The organism is Streptomyces sp. CB02923 (genome assembly GCF_001905005.1).
Lineage (GTDB): Bacteria > Actinomycetota > Actinomycetes > Streptomycetales > Streptomycetaceae > Streptomyces.
This window is the reverse complement of the sequence record NZ_LWKZ01000012.1, coordinates 49,153-74,905: the sequence shown is the minus strand read 5'-3', so window position 1 is coordinate 74,905 and position 25,753 is coordinate 49,153. Positions and strand designations below refer to the sequence as shown.

General features: G+C 71.0%; 24 protein-coding genes. 9 read left to right on the top strand and 15 right to left on the bottom strand.

The window, feature by feature from the left end:
- Positions 1–56 precede the first annotated feature (56 nt).
- The 3 genes from A6A06_RS12015 to clpS form a co-directional block, all read right to left on the bottom strand.
- Positions 57–1,541 (bottom strand): amino acid permease, encoded by a 1,485-nt coding sequence (locus A6A06_RS12015; RefSeq protein ID WP_073761215.1) that lies wholly within the window; start codon positions 1,539–1,541, stop codon positions 57–59.
- A gap of 327 nt (positions 1,542–1,868) precedes the next feature.
- The gene (locus tag A6A06_RS12010) at positions 1,869–2,531 is read right to left on the bottom strand and encodes a DUF2017 domain-containing protein (protein WP_073761214.1); all 663 of its coding nucleotides are present in this window, start codon (positions 2,529–2,531) and stop codon (positions 1,869–1,871) included.
- Positions 2,531–2,890 carry an ATP-dependent Clp protease adapter ClpS gene (gene clpS / locus A6A06_RS12005; RefSeq protein WP_242440697.1) on the bottom strand — a complete coding sequence of 120 codons (360 nt, stop codon included), beginning with the start codon at positions 2,888–2,890 and terminating at the stop codon, positions 2,531–2,533. Before clpS ends, A6A06_RS12010 begins: the two co-directional genes overlap by 1 nt.
- A gap of 81 nt (positions 2,891–2,971) precedes the next feature.
- On the opposite strand from clpS, the gene A6A06_RS12000 reads away from it, so the two are divergent.
- Together A6A06_RS12000 and A6A06_RS11995 are read left to right on the top strand one after the other, a co-directional pair.
- Positions 2,972–4,300, top strand: a complete 1,329-nt coding sequence (locus A6A06_RS12000) for a nicotinate phosphoribosyltransferase (protein ID WP_073761213.1) — start codon at positions 2,972–2,974, stop codon at positions 4,298–4,300.
- Between the two features lie 355 nt (positions 4,301–4,655).
- Positions 4,656–5,252 (top strand): isochorismatase family protein, encoded by a 597-nt coding sequence (locus tag A6A06_RS11995; protein ID WP_073761212.1) that lies wholly within the window; start codon positions 4,656–4,658, stop codon positions 5,250–5,252.
- Between the two features lie 237 nt (positions 5,253–5,489).
- Here A6A06_RS11995 and A6A06_RS11990 read toward each other — a convergent pair whose 3' ends face one another.
- On the bottom strand, positions 5,490–5,801 hold the full coding sequence (locus A6A06_RS11990) for a hypothetical protein (RefSeq protein WP_199930841.1): 312 nt from the start codon (positions 5,799–5,801) through the stop codon (positions 5,490–5,492).
- Positions 5,802–5,917: 116 nt separating this feature from the next.
- Positions 5,918–8,317 carry an immune inhibitor A domain-containing protein gene (locus tag A6A06_RS11985; RefSeq protein WP_199930840.1) on the bottom strand — a complete coding sequence of 800 codons (2,400 nt, stop codon included), beginning with the start codon at positions 8,315–8,317 and terminating at the stop codon, positions 5,918–5,920.
- Positions 8,318–8,714: 397 nt separating this feature from the next.
- On the opposite strand from A6A06_RS11985, the gene A6A06_RS11980 reads away from it, so the two are divergent.
- Complete coding sequence (locus A6A06_RS11980; RefSeq protein ID WP_073761209.1) at positions 8,715–9,038, top strand: hypothetical protein; 324 nt, start codon at positions 8,715–8,717, stop codon at positions 9,036–9,038.
- 155 nt (positions 9,039–9,193) lie between these two features.
- On the opposite strand, the gene A6A06_RS11975 is transcribed toward A6A06_RS11980, so the two are convergent.
- Together A6A06_RS11975 and A6A06_RS11970 are read right to left on the bottom strand one after the other, a co-directional pair.
- On the bottom strand, positions 9,194–9,961 hold the full coding sequence (locus tag A6A06_RS11975; protein ID WP_073761208.1) for an RDD family protein: 768 nt from the start codon (positions 9,959–9,961) through the stop codon (positions 9,194–9,196).
- A gap of 75 nt (positions 9,962–10,036) precedes the next feature.
- Positions 10,037–11,659, bottom strand: a complete 1,623-nt coding sequence (locus A6A06_RS11970) for an RDD family protein (protein ID WP_073761207.1) — start codon at positions 11,657–11,659, stop codon at positions 10,037–10,039.
- A 248-nt stretch (positions 11,660–11,907) separates the two neighbouring features.
- On the opposite strand from A6A06_RS11970, the gene A6A06_RS11965 reads away from it, so the two are divergent.
- Positions 11,908–12,384, top strand: a complete 477-nt coding sequence (locus A6A06_RS11965) for an SsgA family sporulation/cell division regulator (RefSeq protein WP_073761206.1) — start codon at positions 11,908–11,910, stop codon at positions 12,382–12,384.
- A gap of 82 nt (positions 12,385–12,466) precedes the next feature.
- Here A6A06_RS11965 and A6A06_RS11960 read toward each other — a convergent pair whose 3' ends face one another.
- From A6A06_RS11960 to hppD, 5 genes are all read right to left on the bottom strand, one after another.
- Positions 12,467–12,880, bottom strand: coding sequence for a VOC family protein (locus A6A06_RS11960; RefSeq protein ID WP_073761205.1), 414 nt, complete (start codon positions 12,878–12,880; stop codon positions 12,467–12,469).
- 129 nt (positions 12,881–13,009) lie between these two features.
- Positions 13,010–14,476 carry a dihydrolipoyl dehydrogenase family protein gene (locus A6A06_RS11955; RefSeq protein ID WP_073761204.1) on the bottom strand — a complete coding sequence of 489 codons (1,467 nt, stop codon included), beginning with the start codon at positions 14,474–14,476 and terminating at the stop codon, positions 13,010–13,012.
- A 108-nt stretch (positions 14,477–14,584) separates the two neighbouring features.
- Positions 14,585–14,878: a ribosomal protein L7/L12 gene (locus A6A06_RS11950; protein WP_030025047.1), complete on the bottom strand. Its 294-nt coding sequence runs from the start codon at positions 14,876–14,878 to the stop codon at positions 14,585–14,587.
- 53 nt (positions 14,879–14,931) lie between these two features.
- Positions 14,932–16,296, bottom strand: coding sequence for an FAD-binding oxidoreductase (locus tag A6A06_RS11945; RefSeq protein ID WP_073761203.1), 1,365 nt, complete (start codon positions 16,294–16,296; stop codon positions 14,932–14,934).
- A gap of 157 nt (positions 16,297–16,453) precedes the next feature.
- Positions 16,454–17,599: a 4-hydroxyphenylpyruvate dioxygenase gene (gene hppD / locus A6A06_RS11940; protein ID WP_073761202.1), complete on the bottom strand. Its 1,146-nt coding sequence runs from the start codon at positions 17,597–17,599 to the stop codon at positions 16,454–16,456.
- 129 nt (positions 17,600–17,728) lie between these two features.
- Here hppD and A6A06_RS11935 point away from each other — a divergent pair, with 129 nt between their 5' ends.
- From A6A06_RS11935 to A6A06_RS11915, 5 genes are read left to right on the top strand one after another with little or no spacing between them, the layout of a single operon-like run.
- Positions 17,729–18,196 carry an Lrp/AsnC family transcriptional regulator gene (locus A6A06_RS11935; RefSeq protein WP_073761201.1) on the top strand — a complete coding sequence of 156 codons (468 nt, stop codon included), beginning with the start codon at positions 17,729–17,731 and terminating at the stop codon, positions 18,194–18,196.
- A 15-nt stretch (positions 18,197–18,211) separates the two neighbouring features.
- Positions 18,212–18,859: an ABC transporter permease gene (locus tag A6A06_RS11930; RefSeq protein ID WP_073761200.1), complete on the top strand. Its 648-nt coding sequence runs from the start codon at positions 18,212–18,214 to the stop codon at positions 18,857–18,859.
- On the top strand, positions 18,852–20,105 hold the full coding sequence (locus tag A6A06_RS11925) for a betaine/proline/choline family ABC transporter ATP-binding protein (RefSeq protein ID WP_073761199.1): 1,254 nt from the start codon (positions 18,852–18,854) through the stop codon (positions 20,103–20,105). The genes A6A06_RS11930 and A6A06_RS11925 overlap by 8 nt, the downstream gene beginning before the upstream one ends.
- Positions 20,102–20,998 carry an ABC transporter permease gene (locus tag A6A06_RS11920; RefSeq protein WP_073761198.1) on the top strand — a complete coding sequence of 299 codons (897 nt, stop codon included), beginning with the start codon at positions 20,102–20,104 and terminating at the stop codon, positions 20,996–20,998. The genes A6A06_RS11925 and A6A06_RS11920 overlap by 4 nt, the downstream gene beginning before the upstream one ends.
- Entirely contained in the window at positions 20,995–21,999 is a 1,005-nt protein-coding gene (locus tag A6A06_RS11915) for a glycine betaine ABC transporter substrate-binding protein (RefSeq protein WP_073761197.1), read from the top strand. Before A6A06_RS11920 ends, A6A06_RS11915 begins: the two co-directional genes overlap by 4 nt.
- Before the next feature lie 66 nt (positions 22,000–22,065).
- On the opposite strand, the gene A6A06_RS11910 is transcribed toward A6A06_RS11915, so the two are convergent.
- The 3 genes from A6A06_RS11910 to A6A06_RS11900 form a co-directional block, all read right to left on the bottom strand.
- A complete protein-coding gene (locus A6A06_RS11910) occupies positions 22,066–22,845 on the bottom strand; it encodes a S16 family serine protease (protein WP_073761196.1) in 780 nt (259 codons plus the stop codon).
- Positions 22,846–22,934: 89 nt separating this feature from the next.
- On the bottom strand, positions 22,935–23,576 hold the full coding sequence (locus tag A6A06_RS11905) for an IclR family transcriptional regulator (protein ID WP_073761195.1): 642 nt from the start codon (positions 23,574–23,576) through the stop codon (positions 22,935–22,937).
- Between the two features lie 374 nt (positions 23,577–23,950).
- Positions 23,951–25,747, bottom strand: a complete 1,797-nt coding sequence (locus A6A06_RS11900; protein ID WP_073761194.1) for a DEAD/DEAH box helicase — start codon at positions 25,745–25,747, stop codon at positions 23,951–23,953.
- Positions 25,748–25,753: the final 6 nt, after the last annotated feature.

The window sequence follows — 25,753 nt, the reverse complement described above, 5'->3', positions numbered from 1 at the left end:
GAGGAGTGGTACGGACCGGCCCGCATGCCGGACAGCCCGCCTGGAGCGGGCCGTCCTCAGTCCTTCTTGGTGTCCTGCTTGCCGTCCTGCCCGGCCGCCTCCGGGGAGACGGCGTGGGCCGTGGCCTTGGCGAACATGTCCGGGTTGCGGTTCTTCAGCACCAGGTAGCTGACGCCCAGGACCAGGGCCCAGACCGGTGCCGCGTACAGCGAGACGCGGGCGTCCGGGTCCACGCCCATCATCACGATGACCATGCCGATGAAGGCCAGCGCGAAGACCGAGGTGTACGGGGCGCCGGGCGCCTTGAACTCGGACTGCGGCAGCTCGCCGCGGTCGGCCTTGGCCCGGTAGCGGAGCTGGGAGAGCAGGATCATGATCCAGGCCCACATACCGGAGATCGTCGCGAAGGAGACGACCAGGTCGAAGGCCTTGCCCGGCCACTGGTAGTTGATCCAGACGCCGAACAGCATCATCGCGACGGAGACGCCGGTGCCCCAGGTCGGCAGCCCGTTCTTGCTCAGGCGGGTGAACAGCTTGGGGCCCTGGCCGTTGAGCGCGAGGTCGCGCAGCATCCGGCCGGTGGAGTACATCCCGGAGTTGGCCGAGGACAGCGCCGCGGTCAGCACCACGAAGTTGACGATGGCCGCGCCGCCGTACAGGCCGATCTGCTGGAAGGCGGCGACGAAGGGGCTCACGCCCGGCTTGAAGACCGTCCAGCTGACGACGGACAGGATGATGATGAGCGCGCCGATGTAGAAGAGGCCGATCCGCCACGGCACGGTGTTGATGGCCTTGGGCAGGACCTTCCGCGGGTTGGTGGCCTCGCCCGCGGTGACGCCGACGAGTTCGACCGCCAGGAAGGCGAACATCACGATCTGCAGGGTCATCAGCGTGCCGCCGATGCCCTTCGGGAAGAATCCGCCGTCCGACCACAGCAGGCTGAACGAAGCGGTGTCACCGGCGTCGGAGAATCCGAGAATGATCACGCCTAGACCGATGAGGATCATGCCGACGATCGCGGTGACCTTGACCATCGAGAACCAGAACTCCAGCTCACCGAAGAGCTTCACGGAGATCAGGTTGATACCGAACAGGGCGATCGTGAACACCAGGGCGGATGCCCATTGGGGTATTCCCTTGTTCCAGTACTGCACATAGGTGGCAGCTGCAGTTACTTCCGTGATGCCGGTGACCACCCAGAACAGCCAGTACGTCCAGCCGGTGACGAATCCCATGAACGGGCCGAGGAATTCGCGGGCGTACTCCGAGAAGGAGCCCGACACCGGGCGGTACATGAGCAGCTCGCCCAGGGCGCGCATGATGAAGAAGATGACGAGGCCCACGATGGCGTAGGCCAGGATGATGCTGGGTCCCGCTTTGGAGATCGCCTTGCCCGCCCCGAGGAACAGGCCGGTTCCGATGGCGCCACCAATGGCGATCATCTGGATCTGCCGGTTTCCCAGCCCCCGCTGGTAACCCTCTTCGGAAGCAGATCCCGCGGCGTCGTCGCCGGTTTCCTTTTCGACCTGCACAGAGGTCATGTGTGGTGCGCCCTTCTCCATTCCGACCCGGTCTGTCCGGATCGGGTTCCGATCCCCCCGGATGGAGTTCCTGCACGCCGACGGTCGGCCGGCAAAGCGCTCCCGGAGCGACAGGGGTGGCGTCACTCACGGCAGGTTCGTGAACATGTATCACGGCCCCTTGGGCATCTACCAGTGATGCCTTGGGGCCGAGCACAAGAAAAGTAGGATAAGTGCTGGAATGGGCTGGTGGGTAGCCAGGGTCGGTGACGCGATCGTTATCCGGATTTGAGCGTCCGTTGAGCGGGGCGGCACGAACGGGACATCCGGGACGAACGGCGCCGGGATTCAGGCCGTCAGGGTTTCGATCAAGCTCTCCTGGAGGGCACCCAGCCACAGGTACGCCATCACCATCGGCTTGCGCGGGTCGCTGTCGGGCAGCCGGAGCAGCTCGCCGCTCTCGTCCTCGTCGGTGACCTCCAGGCGGGTGCCGATGGCCAGCCGCAGGTCGTTCAGGGCGCCCAGCCACTGCCGCGACTCGTCCGGCTTGAGGCGCAGCACGGCGCCGTCGGCGGTGCTGTCCGTGGTGCCGTCCGTGGTGCCGTCCTCGCCGATGCCGTCCGTGCCGCTCGCACGGTCCGGCCCGCCGACCGGGCCGAGCGCGTCCAGGGCCCGCACGACCGCGAGGGCGTCCTCGCGCTTACGGGTGCGCAGGTCGTTCTCCGTGTAGCGGCGGAATTCGGCCGAGGCGGCGTGCGCGGCGTCGTCCGGCACCGCGTCGGGGCCGCCGTACGCGTCCGGGAAGAGCCGGGCCAGCGCCGGGTCGGACGGCGGCTCGCTCGGTCCGTCCGTGAACAGCGCGGCCAGCGGGTCCGCACCCTCGGCCGGCTCCTCGCCGGGACCGATCAGCTCCATGAGCTGGACGGCGAGGCTGCGCAGGATGGAGATCTCGACCTCGTCGAGGGGGGCGGCCGCGCCGCCGCCGGGCAGGGACTCGAAGTGGCCGGCCATCAGCGGTCCTGCGTGAGGGTCGCCCACAGGCCGTAGCCGTGCATCGCTTGCACGTCGCGCTCCATTTCCTCGCGGCTGCCGCTGGAGACGACCGCCCGTCCCTTGTGGTGAACGTCGAGCATGAGCTGGCGGGCCTTGCCCTTCGAGTAGCCGAAGTACGCCTCGAAGACGTACGCCACGTAGCTCATGAGATTGACGGGGTCGTTGTGCACCAGCGTGACCCAGGGCACGTCCGGCTCGGGCACCTCGAAGGGTGCCTCGCTGGACTCGGGTCGTTCGATCTCCGCGGGGGCGCTGAGCGCGCAGCGCGTCGATCGAAGGGCGATGGTGGCAGACGGGTCGGCGCTCACGGTGTCCATGCTGCCACCCGTGGTGGGGCATCGCACAAACGGCCCGGGGAAATCGTCAAAGTGACGAGTATGGGAGGTAGCATCCTCACCATGAACACAGCAGACCTGGGGCTGCCGGTGGCCGTGCCGTCGACTGCGCTCTTCACCGACCAGTACGAACTCACCATGCTGCAGGCCGCGCTGCGGTCCGGGACCGCCGACCGCCGCTCGGTCTTCGAGGTCTTCACCCGGCGCCTGCCCGAAGGACGCCGCTACGGCGTCGTCGCCGGAACCGGCCGGGTCCTGGACGCGGTGGAGAACTTCCGCTTCGACGAAACGATTCTCGACTTTCTGCGCGAGCGCCGCATCCTCGACGGGCCCACGCTGGACTGGCTGGCCGACTACCGCTTCCGCGGCGACATCTGGGGCTACCCGGAGGGCGAGGTCTACTTCCCCGGCTCGCCGATCATGCGGGTCGAGGGCAGCTTCGCCGAAGCGGTCCTCCTGGAGACGGTGATCCTCTCCATCCTCAACCACGACTCCGCGGTGGCCGCCGCCGCGTCCCGCATGGCGGTCGCGGCCGGCGGCCGTCCGCTCATCGAGATGGGTGCCCGCCGCACCCACGAACTCGCGGCGGTCGCCGCCGCCCGTTCGGCGTACGTGGGCGGCTTCAACTCCACGTCCGACCTCGCGGCCGGCTTCCGCTACAACATCCCCACCGTCGGCACCAGCGCCCACTCCTTCACCCTGCTGCACGACAGTGAGCGCGACGCGTTCCGGGCGCAGGTCGACTCGCTCGGCGGCGGTACGACACTGCTCGTGGACACGTTCGACGTCACCGAGGCCGTCCGGACGGCCGTCGAGGTGGCCGGACCGGACCTCGGTGCCGTACGCATCGACTCCGGCGACCTGCTGCTGCTCGCCCACCGGGTACGGCAGCAGCTGGACGAACTGGGCGCCCGCGACACGCGGATCGTCGTGACCAGCGACCTGGACGAGTACGCCATCGCCTCGCTCGCGGCGGCGCCGGTCGACGCGTACGGCGTGGGCACGCAGCTGGTCACCGGCAGCGGGCACCCGACCTGCTCGATGGTCTACAAGCTGGTCGCCCGCGCCGAGAGCGACGCGCCGGACGCGCCGCTGCGGCCGGTGGCCAAGAAATCCATGGGCGGCAAGGCGTCGCCCGGCGGCCGCAAGTGGGCGGCGCGGCGGCTGGACGAGCACGGCGTCGCCGAGGCCGAGGTCGTCGGTACCGGGCCGGTACCGCCGGAGCTGGCCGACCGGCAGCTCGCGGTGCCGCTGGTCCGCGGTGGCGAGGTGGTCGCCCGCGAGCCGCTGGACGCGGTGCGCGAGCGGCACATCGCGGCGCGGGGCGGGTTGCCGATGTCTGCGGCGCAGTTGTCGCGGGGGGAGGCTGTGCTGCCTACGGAGCAGGTGTGAGGTGGCCGGCTTGCCGGCCGGGGCTCGTCGGGCGGTGGCTCATCGGGCAGGGGCTCATCGGGCGGGGGCTCGTCGGTTTGAGGTGGCTCTCCGGCCGGGTCGGGGGGCCGTCGGGCGGGCGGTGGCTCGTCGGGCGGGTGGAGGGGCCCGCCAGGCCGGGGCTGTGGGCCCTGGTGGCCCGCGTGCGGGCTTTCGGGGGCCGACGGGGGCTGTTCCGCCCTGAGGCGGTCGTCGAGGCCGTCAGGGCTCCTGGGTGCGCCCCCGGTGCCCACTCCCACTCGGCGGGCGTAGTGGCTACCCTCGGTCACATCGCTCCGCGCCCACTCCCCCGCTCCCCAGCCGGAAGGCTCGCACCATGCACCGGGCATTGATCGTCGTAGACGTGCAGAACGATTTCTGCGAGGGCGGCAGCCTCGCCGTGGCAGGAGGTGCGGATGTGGCTGCCGCCATCACCGACCTGGTGGGGGATGCCGCGGGCAGCGGCTACCGGCACATCGTGGCGACCCGCGATCACCACGTCGATCCCGGTGACCACTTCTCCGTGCGTCCGGACTACGAGACGTCCTGGCCGCCGCACTGCGTGGCCGGTACGGAGGGCAGCGGCTTCCATCCGAACTTCGCGCCGGCGCTGGCGTCGGGAGCGGTCGACGCGGTCTTCTCCAAGGGCTCGTACGCCGCCGCTTACAGCGGATTCGAGGGCTTCGACGAGAACGGGCGGGCGCTGGCGGAGTGGCTGCGCGCCCATGAGGTGAGCGAGGTGGACGTGGTCGGGCTGGCCACGGATCACTGCGTGCGGGCCACGGCGCTGGACGCGGTGCGGGAAGGGTTCCGGGTGCAGGTGCTGCTGGATCTCACGGCGGGGGTGGCGGCGGGGACCACGGAGCGGGCGTTGGAGGAGATGCGGGGGGCGGGGGTTGAGCTGACGGGGAAGCCGGTGGTTATCGCTGCGTAGCGCGCTTTGCGCGGTGAGGTCGGTGGGGGTGCGGGTTGTGCGCGGTCTGGCCGGTGGTGGGTGGGCTCGGGCCCACACAGGGGTCACTCCTCGACACCGTGTACGTCACCGGTGACAACATCGTGAACCCAGATACCCGGCTGCTCTGCGGGGAGACCCCTGCGTGGACCCGAGCCCGCGCCGTGGGCGGGTTTCCCGCCATCGTGGTCTCGCACTCACAAACCTGGTCGTACGTGTCTACGCCGATCTCAAGAGTGACCTGATCGGGTGCCACGATTCCGTGTCGTCCTCTGGGGTCTCGCGCCAGACCAGGCCGTCGGGGTGGTGGAGGACGGCGGTGATCTCGTCGGGGGTGGGGGGTTCCGTGTTGCCGCGGAGGTAGACCGCGCGGAGGCCGAGGTTGCGCAGCCTGGTCAGGGCGCGCTGGCGGTTCACGGCGTGGACGAGGACTCGTACGCGGTGTCCGTTGTCGCCCGGTCTGGGCAGGGCGAGGGCGACCACCACGCTTCCGCCGGGAAGCCTGATGAACCCTCCTCCGGATGTGGGCACGGTTTCCCCCGTGAGACTCGGCGTCAACAAGAACTCGCTGAGTGCATCTAAACGCGATCGGCCGCCGCCCGCTAGGGGGCGGCGGCCGATTGGGTTCTGACCTGCGGTTTTGCTGGTTACTTGGTGGAGGGGCCGACCTGGAGGGTCACGGTGGAGCCGTTCCGGGACTCGTTGAGGATCTTGATGCGGGTGTTGGTGTCAGCAACGATCACGCCGCCGGCCGGGTTGGACTCGTCGTAGTAGTCGCCCTTGCGGTCGTCGAAGACGGTCACTCCGGGCTTCGACCTGATCTTGGTGATCTTGCCGTCCTTGTGGAGGGTGAGCGCGTCCGTGCGGTGCCGGGTGAAGGTCGAGTCGTAGGACTGGAAGCGGTTGCGCATCAGCTTGCCGTCCGACCACTTCTCGGCCTTGGGGTGGGCGTCGACCGGCAGGATCTGGCCGTGGCCGGGGTGCTGGCCGACGTTGTTGTCCGGCTGCGAGGTGTCCCACAGCCAGATCAGGACGCCGTTCTGGTACGGGAAGTGTTCGACCCACTGGGGGCGGCCGGACGCCCAGCCGAAGTTGTACGGGCCGGTCTTGAGGGTCTTGTCGTACGAGACGTACTGGCGGTTCTCCGCGATGTAGTAGCGCGGGTAGTCCTTGGTGAAGGACGCGCCGATGCGCGAGAAGCCCTTGGCCGTCCAGTTGGCGTCGGCGGTCTCGGCGTTGTCGGTGAAGAGGGGCTTGCCGTCGGCGGTCACCGTGATCGCGTCGGCGGCGAAGCCCTTCTGCGCGGCGCCGCCGTCCGTCTGGTAGCGGAAGCGGAGGTCGATCTTCTTGCCGGCGTAGGCGTCGAGCGGGAAGACGAGGTCCTGGTACGCGCCGGAGGTGCCGGTCAGGGCGGGCTTGTCGCCGCCGTCGCGGGTGATCGGCTTGCCGTCGGCGGTGCCTTCCAGCGGCGTGTAGTTGGCGCCGCCGTCCGTGGAGACCTCGGCGTAGGCGAAGTCGTAGTTCTGCTCGATGTCCCACCAGCCCTTGAGGGTCAGGGCGGCCTTCTTCTTGCCGGTGAGGTCGACGGAGCGGGAGAGGGTGTTCTTCAGGTCGTTGCCCATGCCGCTCCACCACTGCTGGGTGCCTTCGGCGGGCTTGACGATGTCGGTGCGGACCTTCTTGGCGGGGAGTTCGACGACCAGCGCTTGTTTGTCCTTGGTGTTGTACTCGGCCACGCCCAGCTTGTGGGTGGACCTGGTGGCCGCCTTGGCCTTGGCGTAGTTGAGCCAGCCGAGCTGGAGCTTGTCCCAGGCGCTCATGTCGCCGGGGAGGTCGCCTATGGAGTCCTTGCCGCGGCCGAGCCAGGAGCCGCCGGACATCAACGACCAGGAGTCGACGGAGGATTCGCCGGTTCCGGTGGTGTCGTACTCGTCGGGCAGGCCGAGGTCGTGGCCGTACTCGTGGGCGAAGACGCCGAGGCCGCCGTTCTCGGGCTGCATGGTGTAGTCGCCGACCCAGATGCCGGTGCTGCCGATCTGGGTGCCGCCCGCCTTGTTGCCGGCCGGGCCGGTGCTGCCGGAGTCGCTGCCGTACGCGTACCAGCGGTGCGCCCAGATGGCGTCGGTGCCCTGGGCGCCGCCGCCCGCGGACTCGTCCTCGCCGGCGTGCACGATCTGGAAGTGGTCGATGTAGCCGTCGGGCTCGTTGAAGTTGCCGTCGCCGTCGTGGTCGTAGCGGTCCCACTGGTCGTACTTGGCGAGGTCGGCCTTGATCTGGGCGTCGGTGCGGCCCTTGGCCTTCTGGTCCTCGGCCCAGCGGTTGACGCCGTCGCGGATCAGGTCCCAGGCGCTGGCGCAGTTGGTGGAGCCGCAGAAGTTGGAGCCGTAACGGGCTTCGTTCCAGTCGACCTTGACCCAGTCGGAGACCTCGCCGTCGACCGAGTAGCGGCCCGAGGACTGCTTCTCGTAGTACTTGGCCAGGGATTCCTTCTTCTTGTCGTGGGAGAAGTAGAGGTCCTGGAAGTGCTGGCGGTTGTAGTCCTTCTGCCAGGCCGTGGAGTTGTCGTTGCGGCGGTCGGGCTGCGCGATGGTGTTGTGCGCGGGGCCGGGCTTGCCGCCGTACTTCTTCACCGGGGGCTTGGGGCCGTCGCCGTCCGGGTCGTACATCGTGGTGTCGTCGACCTTGTCGCCGAACTCGACCAGGATGGTGAAGATCTTGTCGGTCTTCTCGCGGGCGAGTTCGACGTACTTGCCCCGGTCCAGCTTCACGACCTGGGAGGCGCCGCGGCGGGTGGGCTTGGCGTCGCCGGAGATGACCTGCTGGAGCGCTTCCTTGCGCTGCGCCGCCTGCTGGTCGCTGAACGGGCCCTTGAGGTCGTGGTCGACGGCCTGGCGGGCGGCGGTGCCCGGGTCCTGCCGCTGGACGGCGAGCGGCGGGTGGCCGTCGTCGGCCTGCGCCGGCGCGCCGGAAGACAGGGCGGCCGCCCCGATCGCGGCGGCGGCCGTGGCCAGGGCGGCCGGTCTGAACGCCCGTCTCTTGGCTCTCACTTGGCGCATCTCTCCCCTTGAAATCGGTCACTGGATGCCAGCATTTGACCGGAAGGGGGAGGGAAAAGACAGATCTTGACTTGGGCACGTCAGGCACGTACGGTTTTCGGTTCTCCGGGCGCGGCTATCGAACAGTTCCGGCGCGTGCGGGCGCGTAGTTCGTGTACGTATCCGCGCTCCCCCGGCGGCTCCCCCGTGCCGTGCTCCGCGCCCCCGAACGCCGCGCCGATCAGGGCCGTTCAAACCAGGGATGAATCCGTGCGCCCCCTGTGCCCCGGAACCGTGGGTTAGGTCACGCTTACCGCCAGTTCCGCTCGGGCAGTAAGGACCGTAGAGTCATTTGACGGCGCGCCCCTGTCGACCACACCCCTGCCGACCTCTTGAGGACGGATCCGCCATGCCTCGTCCGACTGCCGCACAGCTCGCCTACGGATCGGCCACCGTCGTCTTCTCGACCCTCGCGTTGTTACTGCTCTCGCAGACGCGGACCGGGGTCGGGATCGCGGTCATCGCCATCGCAGCCCTCGCCCTCGGTCTGCTGGTCGCCCTCACGGCGCCGCTGCCGGGGGTTTCTCATGTGGCGCGCCGCCGTACGGCCCGGCGCTCCGCCGCGGGTACCCGGGTGCCCGCCGCCACCCGCACGGCGGCCATGCGCATGCCGCGCCAGCGCCCCCACGCGGGCGTCTCCTCCGAGACCCGCGTCAGCGAGCACTCCCGTTAGTCACCTGTCCGTGGCTGGTGGACGCGCGTAGGCGGCCGGGCACCGCTCGGAAGAGGGGTGCGCCGACCGCCGGTTGACGCGCCGGAGCCGCCGGGAACGTTGGCCGCCGGGACGCGAAGCCCTCTGTGGAGGGCGGGCGCCGGACCGTTCGGATGTCAGGCCGTGGAGACCACCACGGTCTTGGCCGTCTTGTCGTGCAGGCACTGCTGGTACGGCTTGTCCCAGGTGCACCACAGGACGTTGACGAGCCAGAAGATGAAGCCGCAGCACGGCACGATCTCCGGCAGCGTGTAGACCGCCGCCCGCACCCAGCCCGCCTGTCCGGCCGGTACCGCGCCGTTCTCCAGCATCCCCACGCGGATCTTCATCGCCATCTTGCCGACGGTCTGGCCGCGGCTGGTGAGCATCAGACCCTCGTAGATGAGATAGACGAGCATCGTCACGATGGAGACGGACGCCTGCCGTCCGGTGTTCGTGCCGTCGGTCGTCCAGTAGTCGAAGCCGCCGACGATCGCGCTCATGATCAGGCCGACCGGTACGCAGACGATGATCCAGTCGATGATGCGGGCGACCAGGCGGCGGCCGCGGCCGGCCAGCCGCGGCATCCCGGCCAGCGGGTCGGCGGCGCCGTACTGGCCGCCGTACGGATTACCCCCGTACGGGTCACCGCCGTAGGGCGGCGGCGGCATCCCGCCGGGCGGCGGACCGCTGCCGGGCGGCGGGGCGCTGCCGCCGTACGGGTCCCCGCCGGAGGGCTGGTCGCCGTACGGGGTGGAGTTGGCGGGCCGGTCGTACGGGGAGCCACCGGCCGGCTCGTGCCCGTACGGAGAGCCGCCCGGCGGCGGTTCCTGCGGCTTCTTCAGGAACGGGTCGTCCTCCGGCGGTTCGCCTCCGGAGCCGGGCCTGGGCTGGTCGGTGCTCATGGCCCGAGTCGAACCCGGGGCGCCCGCCGCCGCATCCGGCGAGGTCCGGCCGGGTGACGCGGCGGGGCGGGCGGCCTACTTCTCGGCGACGAACGTGCGCGCGAACTTGTCGTGCCAGCACTGCCGCCACGGCCGGTCGAACAGGCACCACGCGGCGTTGACGACCCCGACCACGAGGACGCCGAGCACGCCGTACACCAGCCACCGCTTGACCACGGCGGACAGGGGCGGGGTGTCGTGCCCCTCGATGTCCAGCACCTTGACGCCGCACACCTTCTTGCCGAGCGTGTGGCCCCATTTGGCGGTGGGCAGCACCTCGTACAGGCCGCCGCCGATGAGCAGCACGGCGAGCACGATGGCCAGGTAGGGGCCGGTCGTGCCGTCCAGCAGGTAGACGGTGACCTCCCGGCCGGACTGCTTGGCGGCCTCCACCTTGGCGTCGATGTGGTCGGCGGCCGGGCCCCACAGCGGTACGGCCGCGGCGCCGGTGATGACGGCCAGCGCCAGCGTGTCGATCAGGCGGGCGGCGAACCGGCGGCCCAGGGAGGCCGGGCGGCCCTGCTCCTGCGCGGCGGCGAGGAACGGGTCGGCGGTCGGCGGCTTCCAGGGGATGACGCCCTCGGCGGCGGCACCGTCCTGCTGCGGCGGGAAGCCGGAGAAGGGGGCGGGCTGGGCCTGCGGGCCGGGCCCGGGGGCCTGGGCGGGCACCTGCGGAGCCGGGGCGGGGCCCGGTCCGGCGGTGGGCCCCTGGGCGGGCTGGGGCGCCTGGTGGGCCGGGGTGTGGGGGGCGGCGTGCGGTACGGGCGGTACATGGGGCGCCGGAGTCTGCTGCGGCGTCGGAGGCTGCTGGGGCTGCTGGGTCGGGAACGGCTGGTGCTGCACCGGCGGTGCGCTGTGCCCCGGGCCGGGCTGCGGCTGTACGGGCCCCTGGGGCGCCTGCTGGACCGGTCCCTGGCCGACGGGCGCCGGACCGCCGGGGCCGGGCTGCGCGGCGCCCTGCTGCGGGCCCTGGGCCGACGGCGGCTGCTGCGCGCCGGTGGAGGGCAGCGGCTGCGGGGCGGCGGAGCCGGGCAGCGGCGACGCCGGGGCGCCGCCGGCCTGCGGCGCCACCCGGATCGCCATCGTGTCGCTCTTGCCGCCCGTGTTCCCTCCGGGGCGCACGGCGCGGATCGCGGTCGTACCGTGGTCGCCGCCGCGCGCGCCGTCCTCGTCCCGTACGGCCCGGATGGTGACCGTGCCGTCGGTGCGCGGGGTGTCGTCGCCGGGCGCCGGTGTCCCGGGAGGGGCTGCGGCCTCGTCGCGCTGCTGCGGCAGCCCGGCCTGCTGCTCCTCGGGCGAGCCCCAGGAGATACGGCTGTCCTGCTCGCCGCCGAAGCCGTTCTGCCGGGCAGTGTCGGCCTGCCAGGCGGAGGCGGGAATTCCGGTGCCGACGAGGCCGACCGTCCCGGTCAGGCGGCCGTGCTCCTCGTCGAAGAAGACCGGGCCGGTCTCCTCGACGGCGGGAGCGGGTGCGGGGGCCTGCGCGGCGGCGCCGGGCGGCGGCGCGGGCAGCGCCTCGCCCTCGGCGGGCGCCGGGCGGCTGGTGCCCGGCACCCATGCGGCACCGTTCCAGTACCGGATGTAGCCGGGGATGGACGGGTCCGGGTAGAAGCCTGGCGTGGGGCTGCCGCCGGCGGATCCTGAGGAAGGGGCGCTCATGTCCGTTGTCCCGTATCTGTTCTCGGCCTGGTGTGGTGAGTGGGGCAAGTGCAGTCTGCCGCAACGCAGCGTCCACATCTATCAGACGGAGGGTCGGGCCGGGTGTCCCGGCCGGGCCGGACCACCTGGAAGAGGCCCGCGAAAAAAGTTGTGCGAAGTCGCGTAATGGTCCGGGCTCCGGGGCCTCTATCCAAGTGCGGGCCCCGTCGCGGGGGTCCGCACGAGGCACAGACAGAGAGGCGGACCGTATGCACACCGTGGTGGAACGAGAACTGGAGCTGGGTCTGGTCCTGTCGCCGGAACGCAGCATCCCCGTCCCGGCCCGGCTGACCTACCGCACGGACGACCCCTACGCCATCCACGTCACCTTCCACATCGGCTCGGAGGCCCCCGTCAACTGGACGTTCGCGCGCGAACTGCTCGTCGAGGGGGTGTTCCGGGCGTGCGGTCACGGTGACGTGCGGGTGTGGCCCACGAAGGTGGACGGGCGCAGCGTGGTCTGCATGGCGCTCAGCTCCCCGGACGGCGACGCGCTGCTGGAGGCGCCGGCCCCGGCGGTCTCCGCGTGGCTGGAGCGCACGCTGCGGGTGGTGCCGCCGGGGTCGGAGCAGGAGCACCTGGGTCTGGACAAAGGGCTGAGCGCCCTGCTGGCCATGACGACGCGGGACGACCTGTGGCTGTCGGACCCGTGGCCGTCGGACGAGTCGCCGGAGGCCGGGGCGTAGCGGCGTGGGACGGCGTGCGGCCCGGTTACGGCCGGACGGTCCGGCCCCGGTCGCACGGGGCCGGAAAGCGCATTTACCAGGCTCAGGAAGCGTCGGTACCGAGGCCTGCGGCGGCCTGGGAGCGCGGGGTGATGAACTCGATGGCGTGGCCGTCCGGGTCGTTGACGTAGACCCCGCGGGCGCCGTCGAGGTGTCCGATCTGCTGCGGCTTCTGGTGGTACGGGTCTGCCCAGTACGGCAGCCCGCGCTCCTGGATGCGGCCGAAGATCTCGTCGAACTCTTCGTCCGTGACCCGGAACGCGAGGTGCTGGAGCACGATCGCTTCGGGTTTCACGATCGTGTCGGCGTAGTCGACGGTCAGGTCGTTGGTGAACGTGACGGCGGCGAAGGGCCCGGTTTCGACTGGTTCGCCGACGCCGGTCAGCTCCGCGAGGAAACGCGCGGAGACGAGCTTGTCGGTGGCGTGCATGATCGTGTGGTCGAGCTGGACGGGCACGGCGGGCCTCCTGTGGGAATCAGGATTTTCAGGGGCGTTGCAGACGTGCGCTCCTGACCGTACGGCAGCTTCGCGCGCACGGGTATCGGGATTCGGTCCTACGTCGTGCGGCCCACCGTGCCTGGCTCCTCAGCCCCGGTACGTCTCCAGCAGCCGCAGCCACACCTCGCTGACCGTCGGGTAGGCGGGCACCGCGTGCCACAGGCGGTCGAGGGGGACCTCGCCGGCCACCGCGACGGTCGCCGAGTGGAGCAGTTCGCCGACCGCGGGACCGGCGAAGGTGACGCCCAGGAGGACCTCGCGGTCCAGGTCGACGATCATGCGGGCGCGGCCGCGGTAGCCGTCGGCGTAGAGTGCGGCGCCCGCGACCGAGCCGAGGTCGAAGTCGACGACGCGGGTGCGAGTCCCGGCGCGTTCCGCCTCGGCGGCGGTCAGGCCGACGGAGGCGATCTCGGGGTCGGTGAAGACGACCTGCGGTACGGCGGCGGTGTCGGCGGTCGCGGCGTGTGCGCCCCAGCGGCCGGTGTCCAGGCCGCCGCCCCGGGCCTGCGCGGCGATGGCGGCGCCGACGATGCGGGCCTGGTACTTGCCCTGGTGGGTCAGCAGCGCGCGGTGGTTGACGTCGCCGACGGCGTACAGCCAGCCGCCCGCCACGTCCCGTACCCGGCAGGTGTCGTCGGTCTCCAGCCAGGAGCCGGGCTCCAGGCCCACCGTCTCCAGGCCGATGTCGTCGGTGCGCGGTGCGCGGCCGGTGGCGAACAGCACCTCGTCGGCGACGAGTTGCTCGCCGCCGTCCAGGACGACGGTGGCCGGTCCGTTGGGCATCTCGCGCCGCACCGCGCTGACCGAGACGCCGGTGCGTACGGTGGCGCCCGCCTCGGCCAGGGATTCGGCGACCAGTTCACCCGCGAACGGCTCCATCTTGGGCAGCAGCCCGCCGCCGCGCACCAGGAGGGTCACCGCGGAGCCCAGTGCTTGCCAGGCGGTGGCCATCTCGACGCCGACGACGCCGCCGCCGATCACCACCAGGCGCGGCGGTACGGACTGCGCGCTGGTCGCCTCGCGGCTGGTCCAGGGGCGGGCGGCGGACAGTCCGGGGAGGCCGGGCAGCACGGCGCGGCTGCCGGTGCAGACGGCGACGGCGTGCCGGGCGGTCAGCACCCGTTCGCCGCTTCCGTCGGTGCCGGTGGCGACCACGACGCGGCGGGGGCCGTCGAGGCGGGCCCGGCCGCGTACGAAGTCGATGCCGGCCGAGTCCAGCCACCGGACCTGGCCGTCGTCCTTCCAGTGGGAGGCGAACGCGTCGCGGTGCGCGAGCACCGCCTTGGTGTCCAGGGGCGCGGCGGCCGCCTGGTGCAGGCCGGGGACGCGGCGCGCGTCGGCGCGGGCGATGGCCGGGCGCAGCAGTGCCTTGCTGGGCATGCAGGCCCAGTAGGAGCATTCGCCGCCGACCAGTTCGCTCTCCACGATCACCGCGCTCAGGCCGAGGGCGTGGGCCCGGTCGGCGACGTTCTCACCGGTCGGCCCGGCGCCCAGCACGACGACGTCGTACGTGTCCTGACCTGCGGCCTCTTCGGTCCCTGTGGTCCCTGACATCGCTCATCGCTCCCTGCGTCGGCGTCAGCGTCGTGACAATGGGTCCATCCTCTTCCCGGGGGCCCGGCCCGGCCACATGTATCGGGGCATTCGCCGGGCGGCGGGGTCTCAGCCTTCCCGGCGCTCCACCGCTTCCTTGGCCTCCACCAGTCCCGCGCCGGTCAGTTCGCGGTAGCGCTTGATCGCCTCGATCTTCTTGCCCTTGTGCAGCAGGGCGTCGACCTCGGCGATGCCCTCGGGGCCGGTCTCCTCGACGCCGAGGTGTTCCATGATCAGGTCGAGTTTGCGGTCCATCCGCCGGAGGCGGCGTTCGAGCGTCTTGTGGCGGGCGTCCATGGTGGAGGCGAGTACGACGATGACGACGGCCGCCGCGCCGATGATGGTCCAGAGGTCGGAGTTCATGGACCGAACCCTAGAAGGTCCGGCTCACCCGGCCGAACCGCAGGTGGCAGCGCTCAGAACACCTTGCCGGGGTTGAGCAGGCCCAGCGGGTCGAAGACGGCCTTGATGCCGCGGTGCATCTCCAGGCCGACCGGTCCCAGCTCGCGGGCCAGCCAGTCCTTCTTCAGGACGCCGACGCCGTGCTCGCCGGTGATGGTGCCGCCCAGTTCCAGGCCGAGCGCCATGATCTCGTCGAAGGACTCGCGGGCGCGCCGGGACTCGTCGGGGTCGTTCGCGTCGAAGCAGACGGTGGGGTGGGTGTTGCCGTCGCCCGCGTGTGCGCAGACGCCGATGGTCAGGTCGTACTTCTCGGCGATGGCGGCGGTGCCGTCGAGCATCGCGGCGAGCTGCGAGCGCGGTACGCACACGTCGTCGATCATCGTGGCGGACTTGAGGCGTTCCAGGGCGGTCAGGGTCAGGCGCCGTGCCTGGAGGAGGAGGTCGGATTCGGCGGGGGTGTCGGCCGGTACCACCTCGGTGGCGCCGGCGGCCTCGCACAGGGCGCCGACGGCGGCGAGGTCGGCGGCCGGTTCCGGGGTGTCGAAGGCGGCCAGGAGCAGCGCCTCGGTGCTGTCGGGCAGGCCCATGTTGGCCAGTGCGTTGACGGCGCGGACGCTCGTACGGTCCATGAGTTCGAGCAGTGAGGGGGCGTGGCCGCGGGCCATGATCTCGCATACGGCGTCGCACGCGGCGGCGGTGGAGGGGAATTCGGCGGCCAGCGCGAGCTGCTGGGGCGGTTCGGGCTTGAGGGCGAGGACGGCGCGTACGACGATGCCGAGGCTGCCTTCGGAGCCGACGAACAGGCGGGTGAGGTCGTAGCCCGCGACGCCCTTGGCGGTGCGGCGGCCGGTGGTGAGCAGCCGCCCGTCGGCGAGGACGACGTCCAGGCCGAGGACGTACTCGGCGGTGACGCCGTACTTGACGCAGCACAGGCCGCCGGAGGCGGTGCCGATGTTGCCGCCGATCGAGCACTCCTCCCAGCTGGAGGGGTCCGGCGGGTAGTAGAGGCCGTGCTCGTTGACCGCGCGGGAGAGGACGGCGTTGACGACGCCGGGCTCGACGACCGCGATCCGGTCGACGGGGTTGATTTCGAGGATCCGGTCCATCTTGACCAGGGAGAGCACGATGCAGCCGTCGCTGGCGTTGGCGGCGCCCGACAGGCCCGTGCGCGCTCCTTGGGGGACGACCGGGACGCGGAGCTCCGTGGCGGTGCGCATCACGTGCTGGACCTGTTCGACCGTACGCGGCAGGACGACGGCGGCGGGGGTGCCGGCCTCGCAGAAGCTCGCCATGTCGTGGGCGTAGGCGCCGGTGACGTCGGGGTCGGTGAGGATCGCTTCCGCGGGCAGTGCGTCGCGCAGGCGTGCGATGAGGTCCATGCCGCCACCCTCCCATCCGTGGGGCGTACACGGAAGATCCTCTCCCGCACCCGGGTGGCGGTCCCGGGTGCGGGAGCGCCGCGCCCCGCGGGAAGGGCCGCGGCCCCGCCGGGGCAGGTCCGGCGGGGCCGCGGGTGGGGGGTGGCGTCCGGGAGGGTCAGAGGTTGCCGCGGCGCTCCTGCTCGCGCTCGATGGCCTCGAAGAGGGCCTTGAAGTTGCCCTTGCCGAAGCCCAGCGAGCCGTGCCGCTCGATCAGCTCGAAGAAGACGGTGGGGCGGTCCTGGACCGGCTTGGTGAAGATCTGCAGCAGGTAGCCGTCCTCGTCGCGGTCGACGAGGATCTTCAGCTCGCGGAGCGTCTCGACCGGGACGCGGGTCTCGCCCGCCCACTCGCCGAGGGTGTCGTAGTACGAGTCCGGGGTGTCCAGGAAGTCGACGCCGGCCGCGCGCATGGCCCGTACGCTCGCGACGATGTCGTTGGTGGCCAGGGCGATGTGCTGGCAGCCGGGCCCGCCGTAGAACTCCAGGTACTCGTCGATCTGCGACTTCTTCTTGGCGATGGCCGGCTCGTTGAGCGGGAACTTGACCTTGCGGGTGCCGTCCGCGACCACCTTGGACATCAGCGCGCTGTACTCGGTGGCGATGTCGGAGCCGACGAACTCCTTCATGTTCGTGAAGCCCATGACGTTGTTGTAGAAGGACACCCACTGGTCCATCTTGCCGAGTTCGACGTTGCCGACGCAGTGGTCGATGGCCTGGAAGCGGCGCGGGCCGGGCTCGACGATGGGGGCGGCGGCGACGTAGCCGGGCAGGTAGGGGCCGTCGTAGCCGCCGCGCTCGACCAGGGTGTGCCGGGTCTTGCCGTACGTGGCGATGGAGGCGCGTACGACGATGCCGTGCTCGTCCTTGGTCTCGTACGGCTCCTCGATGCCGACGGCGCCGTGCTCCAGGGCGTACGCGTAGGCGGCGCGCGCGTCGGGCACCTCGATGGCGAGGTCGATGACGCCGTCACCGTGCGCGGCGACGTGGTCGGCCAGGAAGCGGCCCCAGTCGGTGGCCGGCTTGATGACGGAGGTGAACACGAAGCGGGCGCCGCCGGATTCGAGCACGTAACTGGCGGTTTCGCGGCTGCCGTTCTCCGGGCCGGAGTAGGCGACGCGCTTCATGCCGAAGGCGGTGGCGTAGTAGTGCGCCGCCTGCTTCGCGTTGCCGACGGCGAAGACGACCGCGTCCATCCCCTTGACCGGGAAGGAATCGGCCTGGCGAGCACTGGTGGGGGTGGTGTGGTCCGTGGTCTGTGTCATGCCCGCAGGCTGCCCCTGCTTCACAAGGTGCGCAATAGTTTGCGCATTCACTGGGCATGATGCACAGCGAAACGCTCGGTTCACCGGACGTTTCGTACATGATGACCATCAATTTCGGAGGCAACGGCCGTGGCGATCGATCATTTGGACGGCAGACTCCTGGAACTGCTCGCCGAGGAGCCGCGCATCGGCGTGCTGGAGGCGTCGCGCCGGCTCGGGGTGGCGCGCGGTACGGCGCAGGCGCGCCTGGACCGGCTTCAGTCGAACGGAGTGATCCGGGGATTCGGTCCGGACGTGGACCCCGCGGCGCTGGGCTATCCGGTCACCGCATTCGCGACGCTGGAGATCAAACAGGGTCAAGGGGCGGACGTCCGGGCGCACTTGGCGTCCGTACCGGAAGTGCTGGAGCTGCATACAACGACGGGACATGGGGACATGCTGTGCAGACTCGTTGCCCGTTCCAATGCCGACCTGCAACGGGTGATCGACCGTGTTGTGGGCTTTGATGGCATCATGCGGGCTTCCACCGCGATTGTCATGGAAAATCCGGTTCCATTGCGCATCATCCCCCTGGTGAAGCAAGCCTCGGGGGACTGACCGAGGAGAGCGCGTGTGAGCTTCTGGGAGTACGTCGGCAACCGGCACGCCCAGCTGCTGACGGATACGTTTCAGCACGCCAGCGCCGTCTTCCAGTGCATGGTGCTCGCCACCGTGCTCGGAGTGCTGCTCGGCGTCGCCACCTACCGCAGTGAATGGGCCGGCAACCTGGCCACCGCCTCGACCGCGACGATCCTGACGGTGCCCTCGCTGGCCATGATCGGCCTGCTCATCCCGGTCGTCGGCCTCGGCGTGGCGCCCACCGTCATCGCCCTGACCCTGTACGGGCTGCTGCCGGTCGTCCGCAACGCCGTCGTCGGCCTGCGCGGCGTCGACCCCTCGCTGATCGACGCCGCCAAGGGCATCGGGATGTCCCGCACGGCCCGGCTGCTGCGCGTGGAGCTGCCGCTGGCCTGGCCGCCCATCCTCACCGGCATCCGGGTCTCCACCCAGATGCTGATGGGCATCGCGGCCATCGCCGCCTACGCGTCCGGCCCCGGCCTCGGCAACGAGATCTTCCGCGGCATCTCCTCCCTGGGCAGCGCCAACGCACTCAACCAGGTGCTGTCCGGGACGCTCGGGATCGTCGTCCTCGCCCTGCTCTTCGACGCCGCGTACGTCCTGATCGGACGTCTGACCATTCCCAGGGGGATCCGTGCCTGAGACCACCGCATCCGGCGCCGGTATCGCGCTGGAGAACCTCACCAAGCGGTACCCGGGCAACCCGACGCCCGCGGTCGACAACGTGAGCATGGACATCAAGCCCGGCGAGACGGTGATCCTCGTCGGGCCCTCGGGGTGCGGCAAGTCCACCACCCTGAAGATGATCAACCGGCTGATCGAGCCCACCTCCGGGCGGATCATGATCGGCGACGAGGACGTCACCGGCATCGACCCGGTCCGGCTGCGCCGCAAGGTCGGCTACGCCATCCAGTCGTCCGGCCTCTTCCCCCACATGACCGTCGCCCAGAACATCGCGCTCGTCCCGAAGATGACCGGCTGGCCGAAGGCGAAGGTCGGCAGCCGCGTCGAGGAGATGCTCGACCTGGTCGGCCTGGACCCGCGCGAGTTCCACGGCCGCTACCCGCGGCAGCTGTCCGGCGGGCAGCAGCAGCGCGTCGGCGTGGCGCGGGCGCTGGCCGCCGACCCGCCCGTACTGCTCATGGACGAGCCGTTCGGCGCGGTCGACCCGATCACCCGCGACCACCTCCAGGACGAGCTGATCCGCCTCCAGCACGAACTGCGCAAGACGATCGTCTTCGTCACCCACGACTTCGACGAGGCGATCAAGCTGGGCGACCGCATCGCGGTGCTGCGCGAGCGCTCGCACATCGCGCAGTTCGACACGCCCGAGGCCATCCTCACCAACCCCTCCGACGACTTCGTCTCCGGGTTCGTGGGCGCGGGCGCCGCCCTCAAACGGCTCAACCTCACCCGCGTACGGGACGTCGGCGTCGTCGACTTCCCCACCGCGTCCGTGGACGACCCGCTGCAGTCCATCTTCGACCTGCTGCGCTCCGGCACCACCAACGAGATCCTGCTGCTGGACCGGCACCGGCGCCCCTACAAGTGGCTGCGCCGCGGCGACCTGATGCGCGCCAAGGGCTCGCTGGCCCGCGCCGGCACGCTCGTGCACGACACGGTCACCCGCGACGCGACACTGCGGGACGCGCTGGAGGCGGTGCTCACCGACAACGCGGGCCGGGTCGCGGTGACCGGGCGGCGCGGCGAGTACATCGGCGTGGTGGACATGGAGACGCTGATGAACAACGTCCACGAGCTGCTGGAGGAGGACCGGCTGGACGCCGTCGAGCACCGCCACGCGCTGGAGGAACAGCGCGCGCGGCAGACGCGCCTGGCCCAGGAGGGCATCGGCCCGGCGGGCGGCGCGCACGGGGCGAAGGCGTGAGCCCCCGGGGACGCCGCCGGCCGCCGAAGGGCGAACGGCCGCCGGGCGAGCACGAGGTACGCGGAGTGCCCTTCCGCGACGAGCCGGAGGCCGCGGACCGCGGACCGGTGCTGACGGCGCGGCCGGAGCCCGCGGCGCCGGACGCCCGGCCGCCGCGCCGGATCACCTGGAAGAAGGCGGCCGTGCTGCCGGCCGTACTGGCGGCGGTGCTGCTCGCCACGTGGCTGTGGTTCCGGGGCGCGCGGCTGGACTCGATCGCACACCAGGCGGTGGACGGCGGCAAGGTGTGGCTGGCGCTGCGCCAGCACATCCAGCTCACCGCCGTGTCGACCTTCTTCGTCCTGATCATCGCCATTCCCCTGGGCATCGCGCTGACCCGCGCCCGGCTGCGCAGGGCCTCGCCGTTCGCCGTGGCGGCGGCCAACCTCGGGCAGGCGGTGCCCGCCCTGGGCCTGCTGGTGCTGCTGGTCATCTGGCTCGGCATCGGGGCCGAGGCGGCCGTCATCGGCATGGTGCTCTACGCGGTGCTGCCGGTGCTGGCCAACACCATCGCGGGCCTGAAGGCCATCGACCCGACGCTGACCGAGGCCGCCCGCGGGATCGGCATGTCGGCGGCCGGGGTGCTGGGCAAGGTCGAACTGCCGCTGGCCGTCCCGCTGATCCTGGCCGGTGTGCGCACCGCGCTCGTCCTGAACGTCGGCACCGCCACCCTGGCCACCTTCGGCGGGGGCGGCGGGCTCGGCGACCTGATCTCGGCGGGCATCATCACCCAGCGGATGCCGGTGCTGGTGCTCGGTTCCGTCCTGACGGTGGTGCTGGCGCTTTTCGTCGACTGGCTGGCGTCGCTCGTGGAGATGCTGCTGCGCCCGCGTGGCCTGGAGGTGGGGGAATGAGGACCGCCGGAACGCGGCGACACCGCCGGACCGTACCGGCCGCCGCCGGCTGTCTGCTGCTGGCAGCGGCCGGGCTGAGCGGCTGCGGGCTGGTCAGCGGCAGCCCGATGAGCGACGACGTGCGGCCCGGCACGATCGGCCGGGGACAGCCGCTCAAGGGCGCCGAACTGACCGTGACGTCGAAGGAGTTCACCGAGAACATCATCCTGGGCCAGATCATGGGCCTGGCCTTCAAGGCGGCCGGCGCCTCGGTCGTCGACAAGACCAACATCCAGGGCACGATCGGCGCCCGCGAGGCGGTCAAGTCCGGTACGGCGGACGGGATGTACGAGTACACCGGCACCGGCTGGATCACCCACCTCGGCCACGAGCGGCCCATCGTGGACCCGCAGAAGCAGTGGGAGGCGGTGCGCGACGGCGACCGGGCCAACGGCCTGGAGTGGCTGCCGCAGTCCAAGCTCAACAACACCTACGCGCTGGCGCTGAACGCCGCGCAGTACAAGCGGCTGGGCGTCGAGACGCTCTCGGACGTCGCCGAGCTGTCCCGTAAGGACCCGCGTGCGGTCACGCTGTGCGCGGAGGCCGAGTTCTCCGCCCGTAACGACGGCCTGCCGGGCATGGCCAAGGCGTACGACATGAAGATCCCGCCCGGCAACATCAAGAAGATGACCAGCGGCGTCGTCTACACGCAGGTGGCGGAGGGCCGGGCCTGCACCTTCGGCGAGGTCTACACGACCGACGGCCGGATCAAGGCGATGGGCCTGAAGACCGTCAAGGACGACCGGCACTTCTTCCCGAACTACAACGCGGCGCCCGAGATGAACGCGGCGACGATGAAGAAGTACCCGCAGATCGCGGAGCTCCTCGCGCCGGTCACCAAGGCGCTGGACAACACCGTCGCGCAGAGTCTGAACGGGAAGGTGGACGTGGACGGGCGGGACCCGCACGAGGTCGCCAAGGAGTGGATGATCGAGAAGGGGTTCATCAAGGACGGCGGCTGACCGCGCCGGGGCGCGGCCGGCGGCCGGAACGCCGGGGCTGGGGGCTCGACAGCCCTCAGCGGCCTTTCAGCAGCTGGGGACCTCGCCGCCCGACTTCAGCGCCTTGAGCGCGTCCACGGTGCCGGAGAGCGTGGTGATGGGGATCAGCCGCATCCCCTCCGGCAGCTCGGCCTGCGCGTCCTTGCACTCCGACTTCGGTACGAGGAAGGCCGTGGCGCCGTCCCGGCCCGCGGCCTGCGTCTTCAGCGAGACGCCGCCGACGGCGCCGACCGTGCCGTCGGCCTCGATCGTGCCGGTGCCGGCGATCTTCTGCCCGCCGGTCAGGTCGCCGCCCTTGCCGTCCCCGGCGATCTTGTCGATGATGCCGAGCGAGAACAGCAGGCCCGCGCTGGGCCCGCCGATCGTGCCCAGGTCCAGCTTGACCCGGACGTCCTTGTCGCTCTTGTGCAGGTAGTTCAGGGCCGCCCGGGTGGCGACGTCCTGGGAGGAGCGCATGTCCTTCAGGTTGTGCTCCACGGCCTTCTCCGCCGTGTCACCGACCGGGTAGACCGACTCGACCGGCATCACGGCCTGGTCCGTACGGAACCAGCCCTTGACGATGTCCGTCAGCCGCACCGGCGCGTCCGGGCCGGTCGCCACGATCGCCGCCATCCGCAGCTGGCCGCTGGTCTCGCGGGTCGGCGCACCGCTGATCGTGATCACCTGTTTGCCCTTGTGCTTGCCGAGCACGTCCGCCGTGTCGCCCGGGAAGGCGACCGAGAACGGCAGCGGCGCGAAGGCGACGGTGGCGAGGAGCGCGATGACCAGGGCGGCGCAGATCCCGAGGGCGCGAGTGCGAGAAGACACCCCGCCACCCTAGATGACCTGTGCGCCCGCCCTCTCACCACGGGGCGGCACGGCGTACGCGCACCCCTCGGTTCCCCCGCCCCTGGCCCTCACCGCAGCGCCTCGGACACCTCGCGGGCCGCCTCGACCACCCGTGCCCCGACCCGTTCGGGCACCGTGTCGGCGAGCATCACGACCCCGACGCTGCCCTCGATGCCGCTGACCCCGAGCAGCGGGGCCGCCGCGCCGCTCGCGCCCGCCTCCAACTCGCCGTGCGTCAGCGCCAGTCCGGCGTCCTCGATACGGCCCTGGCGGGCCTTGAGTATCGCCCGCCCGGCGGCGCCCCGGTCCAGCGGGTGCCGGAAGCCCGCGCGGTAGGCGACGTGGTAATCGGTCCAGGACGGCTCGACGACGGCCACGGCCAGCGCCTCCGTACCGTCCACGAGCGTCAGGTGGGCGGTCGCCCCGATGTCCTCGGCCAGGGCCCGCAGGGCGGGCAGCGCCGCTTCGCGCACCAGCGGGTGCACCTGGCGTCCCAGGCGCAGCACACCCAGGCCCACCCGGGCCCGGCCGCCGATGTCACGGCGTACCAGGGCGTGCTGCTCCAGGGTGGCGAGCAGGCGGTAGACCACGGTCCGGTTGACCCCCAGCTTGGTGGACAGCTCGGTGACGGTCAGCCCGTGGTCGGTGTCGGCGAGCAATTTGAGGACGCGCAGTCCCCGGTCGAGCGTCTGGGAGGTCTCCGCGGTCACGACGCCCCCTCCTCGGGTGAGTGGCGGCTCGTCCGCGGGGTGCGCTGCCGGTCCCGGGGCAGCGCGCGCAAAGAGGCCGCCGGCCGCATGGCACCGGCTGCGCTCCGCGGCGGCGCTGCCACGGGGCGTGTGCGTGACCGGGACAGTAGCGAGCTGGTCCGGTGAGCGGAAGAGTCCGTCCAGAATCCGGTCTTCCGTGACCGCTTTGTCCCTGAACATCCGCAGGTTGTGACCGGTCGGCGGCACTCTTGGGCCTTTCGGCCTGGGATACAACACGAGCACATACGGGCACGTACGGACACGGCCCGCGGCCCGGAACACTGTCCGGACCGCGGGCCGTCGCCTCGGTTCCTACGGGTCGGTGCACGCGGATGTCACTGCATGCGGGTGGCCCACTCCCGTACCTTCTTGATCCGCTCGTTGAGCTGCCCGGCCGTGGCCTCGGCGCTCGGCGGGCCGCCGCACACCCGGCGCAGCTCGGTGTGGATCACGCCGTGCGGCTTGCCGCTCTGGTGGACGTACGCGCCGACCAGGGTGTTCAGCTGCTTGCGCAGCTCCAGCAGCTCCTTGTGCGTGACGACCGGGCGCCGGTCGGCGGGCATCTCCAGCAGATCGGCCTCGGAGTCGGGCTTCTTCTTGCTGTGCGCTATCTGCCGCGCCTGCCGCTTCTGGAGCAGCATCTGCACCTGGTCCGGTTCCAGCAGCCCGGGGATGCCGAGGTAGTCCTGCTCCTCCTCGCTGCCCGCGTGCGCCTGCATACCGAACTCGGCGCCGTCGTAGAGCACCCGGTCGAAGACCGCTTCGGACTCCAGCGCTTCGAAGGAGAACTGCTCCTGCTCGCCGGTGTCCTCGTCCTGCTCCTTGTTGGCCTCGTCCATCTCCTTCTCGGACTCGGCGTACGGGTCCTCGTCGCCGTCCTTCTTCGGCTTGTCCAGGACGTGGTCGCGCTCGACCTCCATCTCGTTGGCGAAGCCGAGGAGCGAGGGGACGGTGGGCAGGAAGACCGAGGCGGTCTCGCCGCGCTTGCGGGACCGTACGAAGCGGCCCACCGCCTGTGCGAAGAACAGCGGGGTGGAGATGGTCGTCGCGTACACGCCGACCGCGAGGCGCGGCACGTCGACGCCCTCGGACACCATCCGGACGGCGACCATCCACCGGTCGTCGGAGTGCGCGAAGTCGTCGATGCGCTGCGAGGCGCCGCTGTCGTCGGACAGCACGAGGGTGGCGCCCTGCCCCGTTATCTCGCGGATCAGCTTGGCGTACGCGCGGGCCTGCTCCTGGTCGGAGGCGATCACCAGGGCACCGGCGTCCGGTATGGCCTTGCGGACCTCGGTCAGCCGCTGGTCGGCGGCCTTGAGGACCTTGGGCATCCAGTCGCCGCGCGGGTCGAGCGCGGTGCGCCAGGCCTGGGAGACGGCGTCCTTGGTCATCGGCTCGCCGAGCCGCGCCGCGATCTCGTCGCCGGCCTTGGTGCGCCAGCGCATGCTGCCGCTGTACGACAGGAAGATCACCGGCCGGACGACGCCGTCGCCGAGCGCGTTGCCGTAGCCGTACGTGTAGTCGGCGGAGCTGCGCCGGATGCCGTCGTTGCCCTCCTCGTACGTCACGAAGGGGATCGGGTTGGTGTCGGAGCGGAACGGCGTACCGGTCAGCGCGAGCCGCCGGGTGGCCGGCTCGAACGCCTCCGAGCACGCCTCGCCCCAGGACTTGGAGTCACCGGCGTGGTGGATCTCGTCGAGGATGACCAGCGTCTTGCGCTGCTCGATCCGGTTGCGGTGCAGCATCGGACGTACGCCGACACCCGCGTACGTGATCGCGATGCCGTGGTACTCCTTGCTGAGCGGACCCGCGCTGTACTCCGGGTCCAGCTTGATGCCTATCCGTGCGGCGGCCTCCGCCCACTGCTTCTTCAGGTGCTCGGTCGGGGCGACCACGGTCACCTGCTGCACGACGTGGTGGTGCAGCAGCCAGGAGGCGAGGGTGAGCGCGAAGGTGGTCTTGCCCGCGCCGGGGGTCGCGACCGCGAGGAAGTCGCGCGGCTGCGTCTGGATGTACCGGTCCATCGCGGACTGCTGCCAGGCGCGCAGCTTGTTCGCGGTACCCCAGGGGGCCCGTCCGGGGAAGGCCGGGGACAGGTGATGGTTGTTGGTGGCGCTGGTGGTGGTAGTCACGGTCTC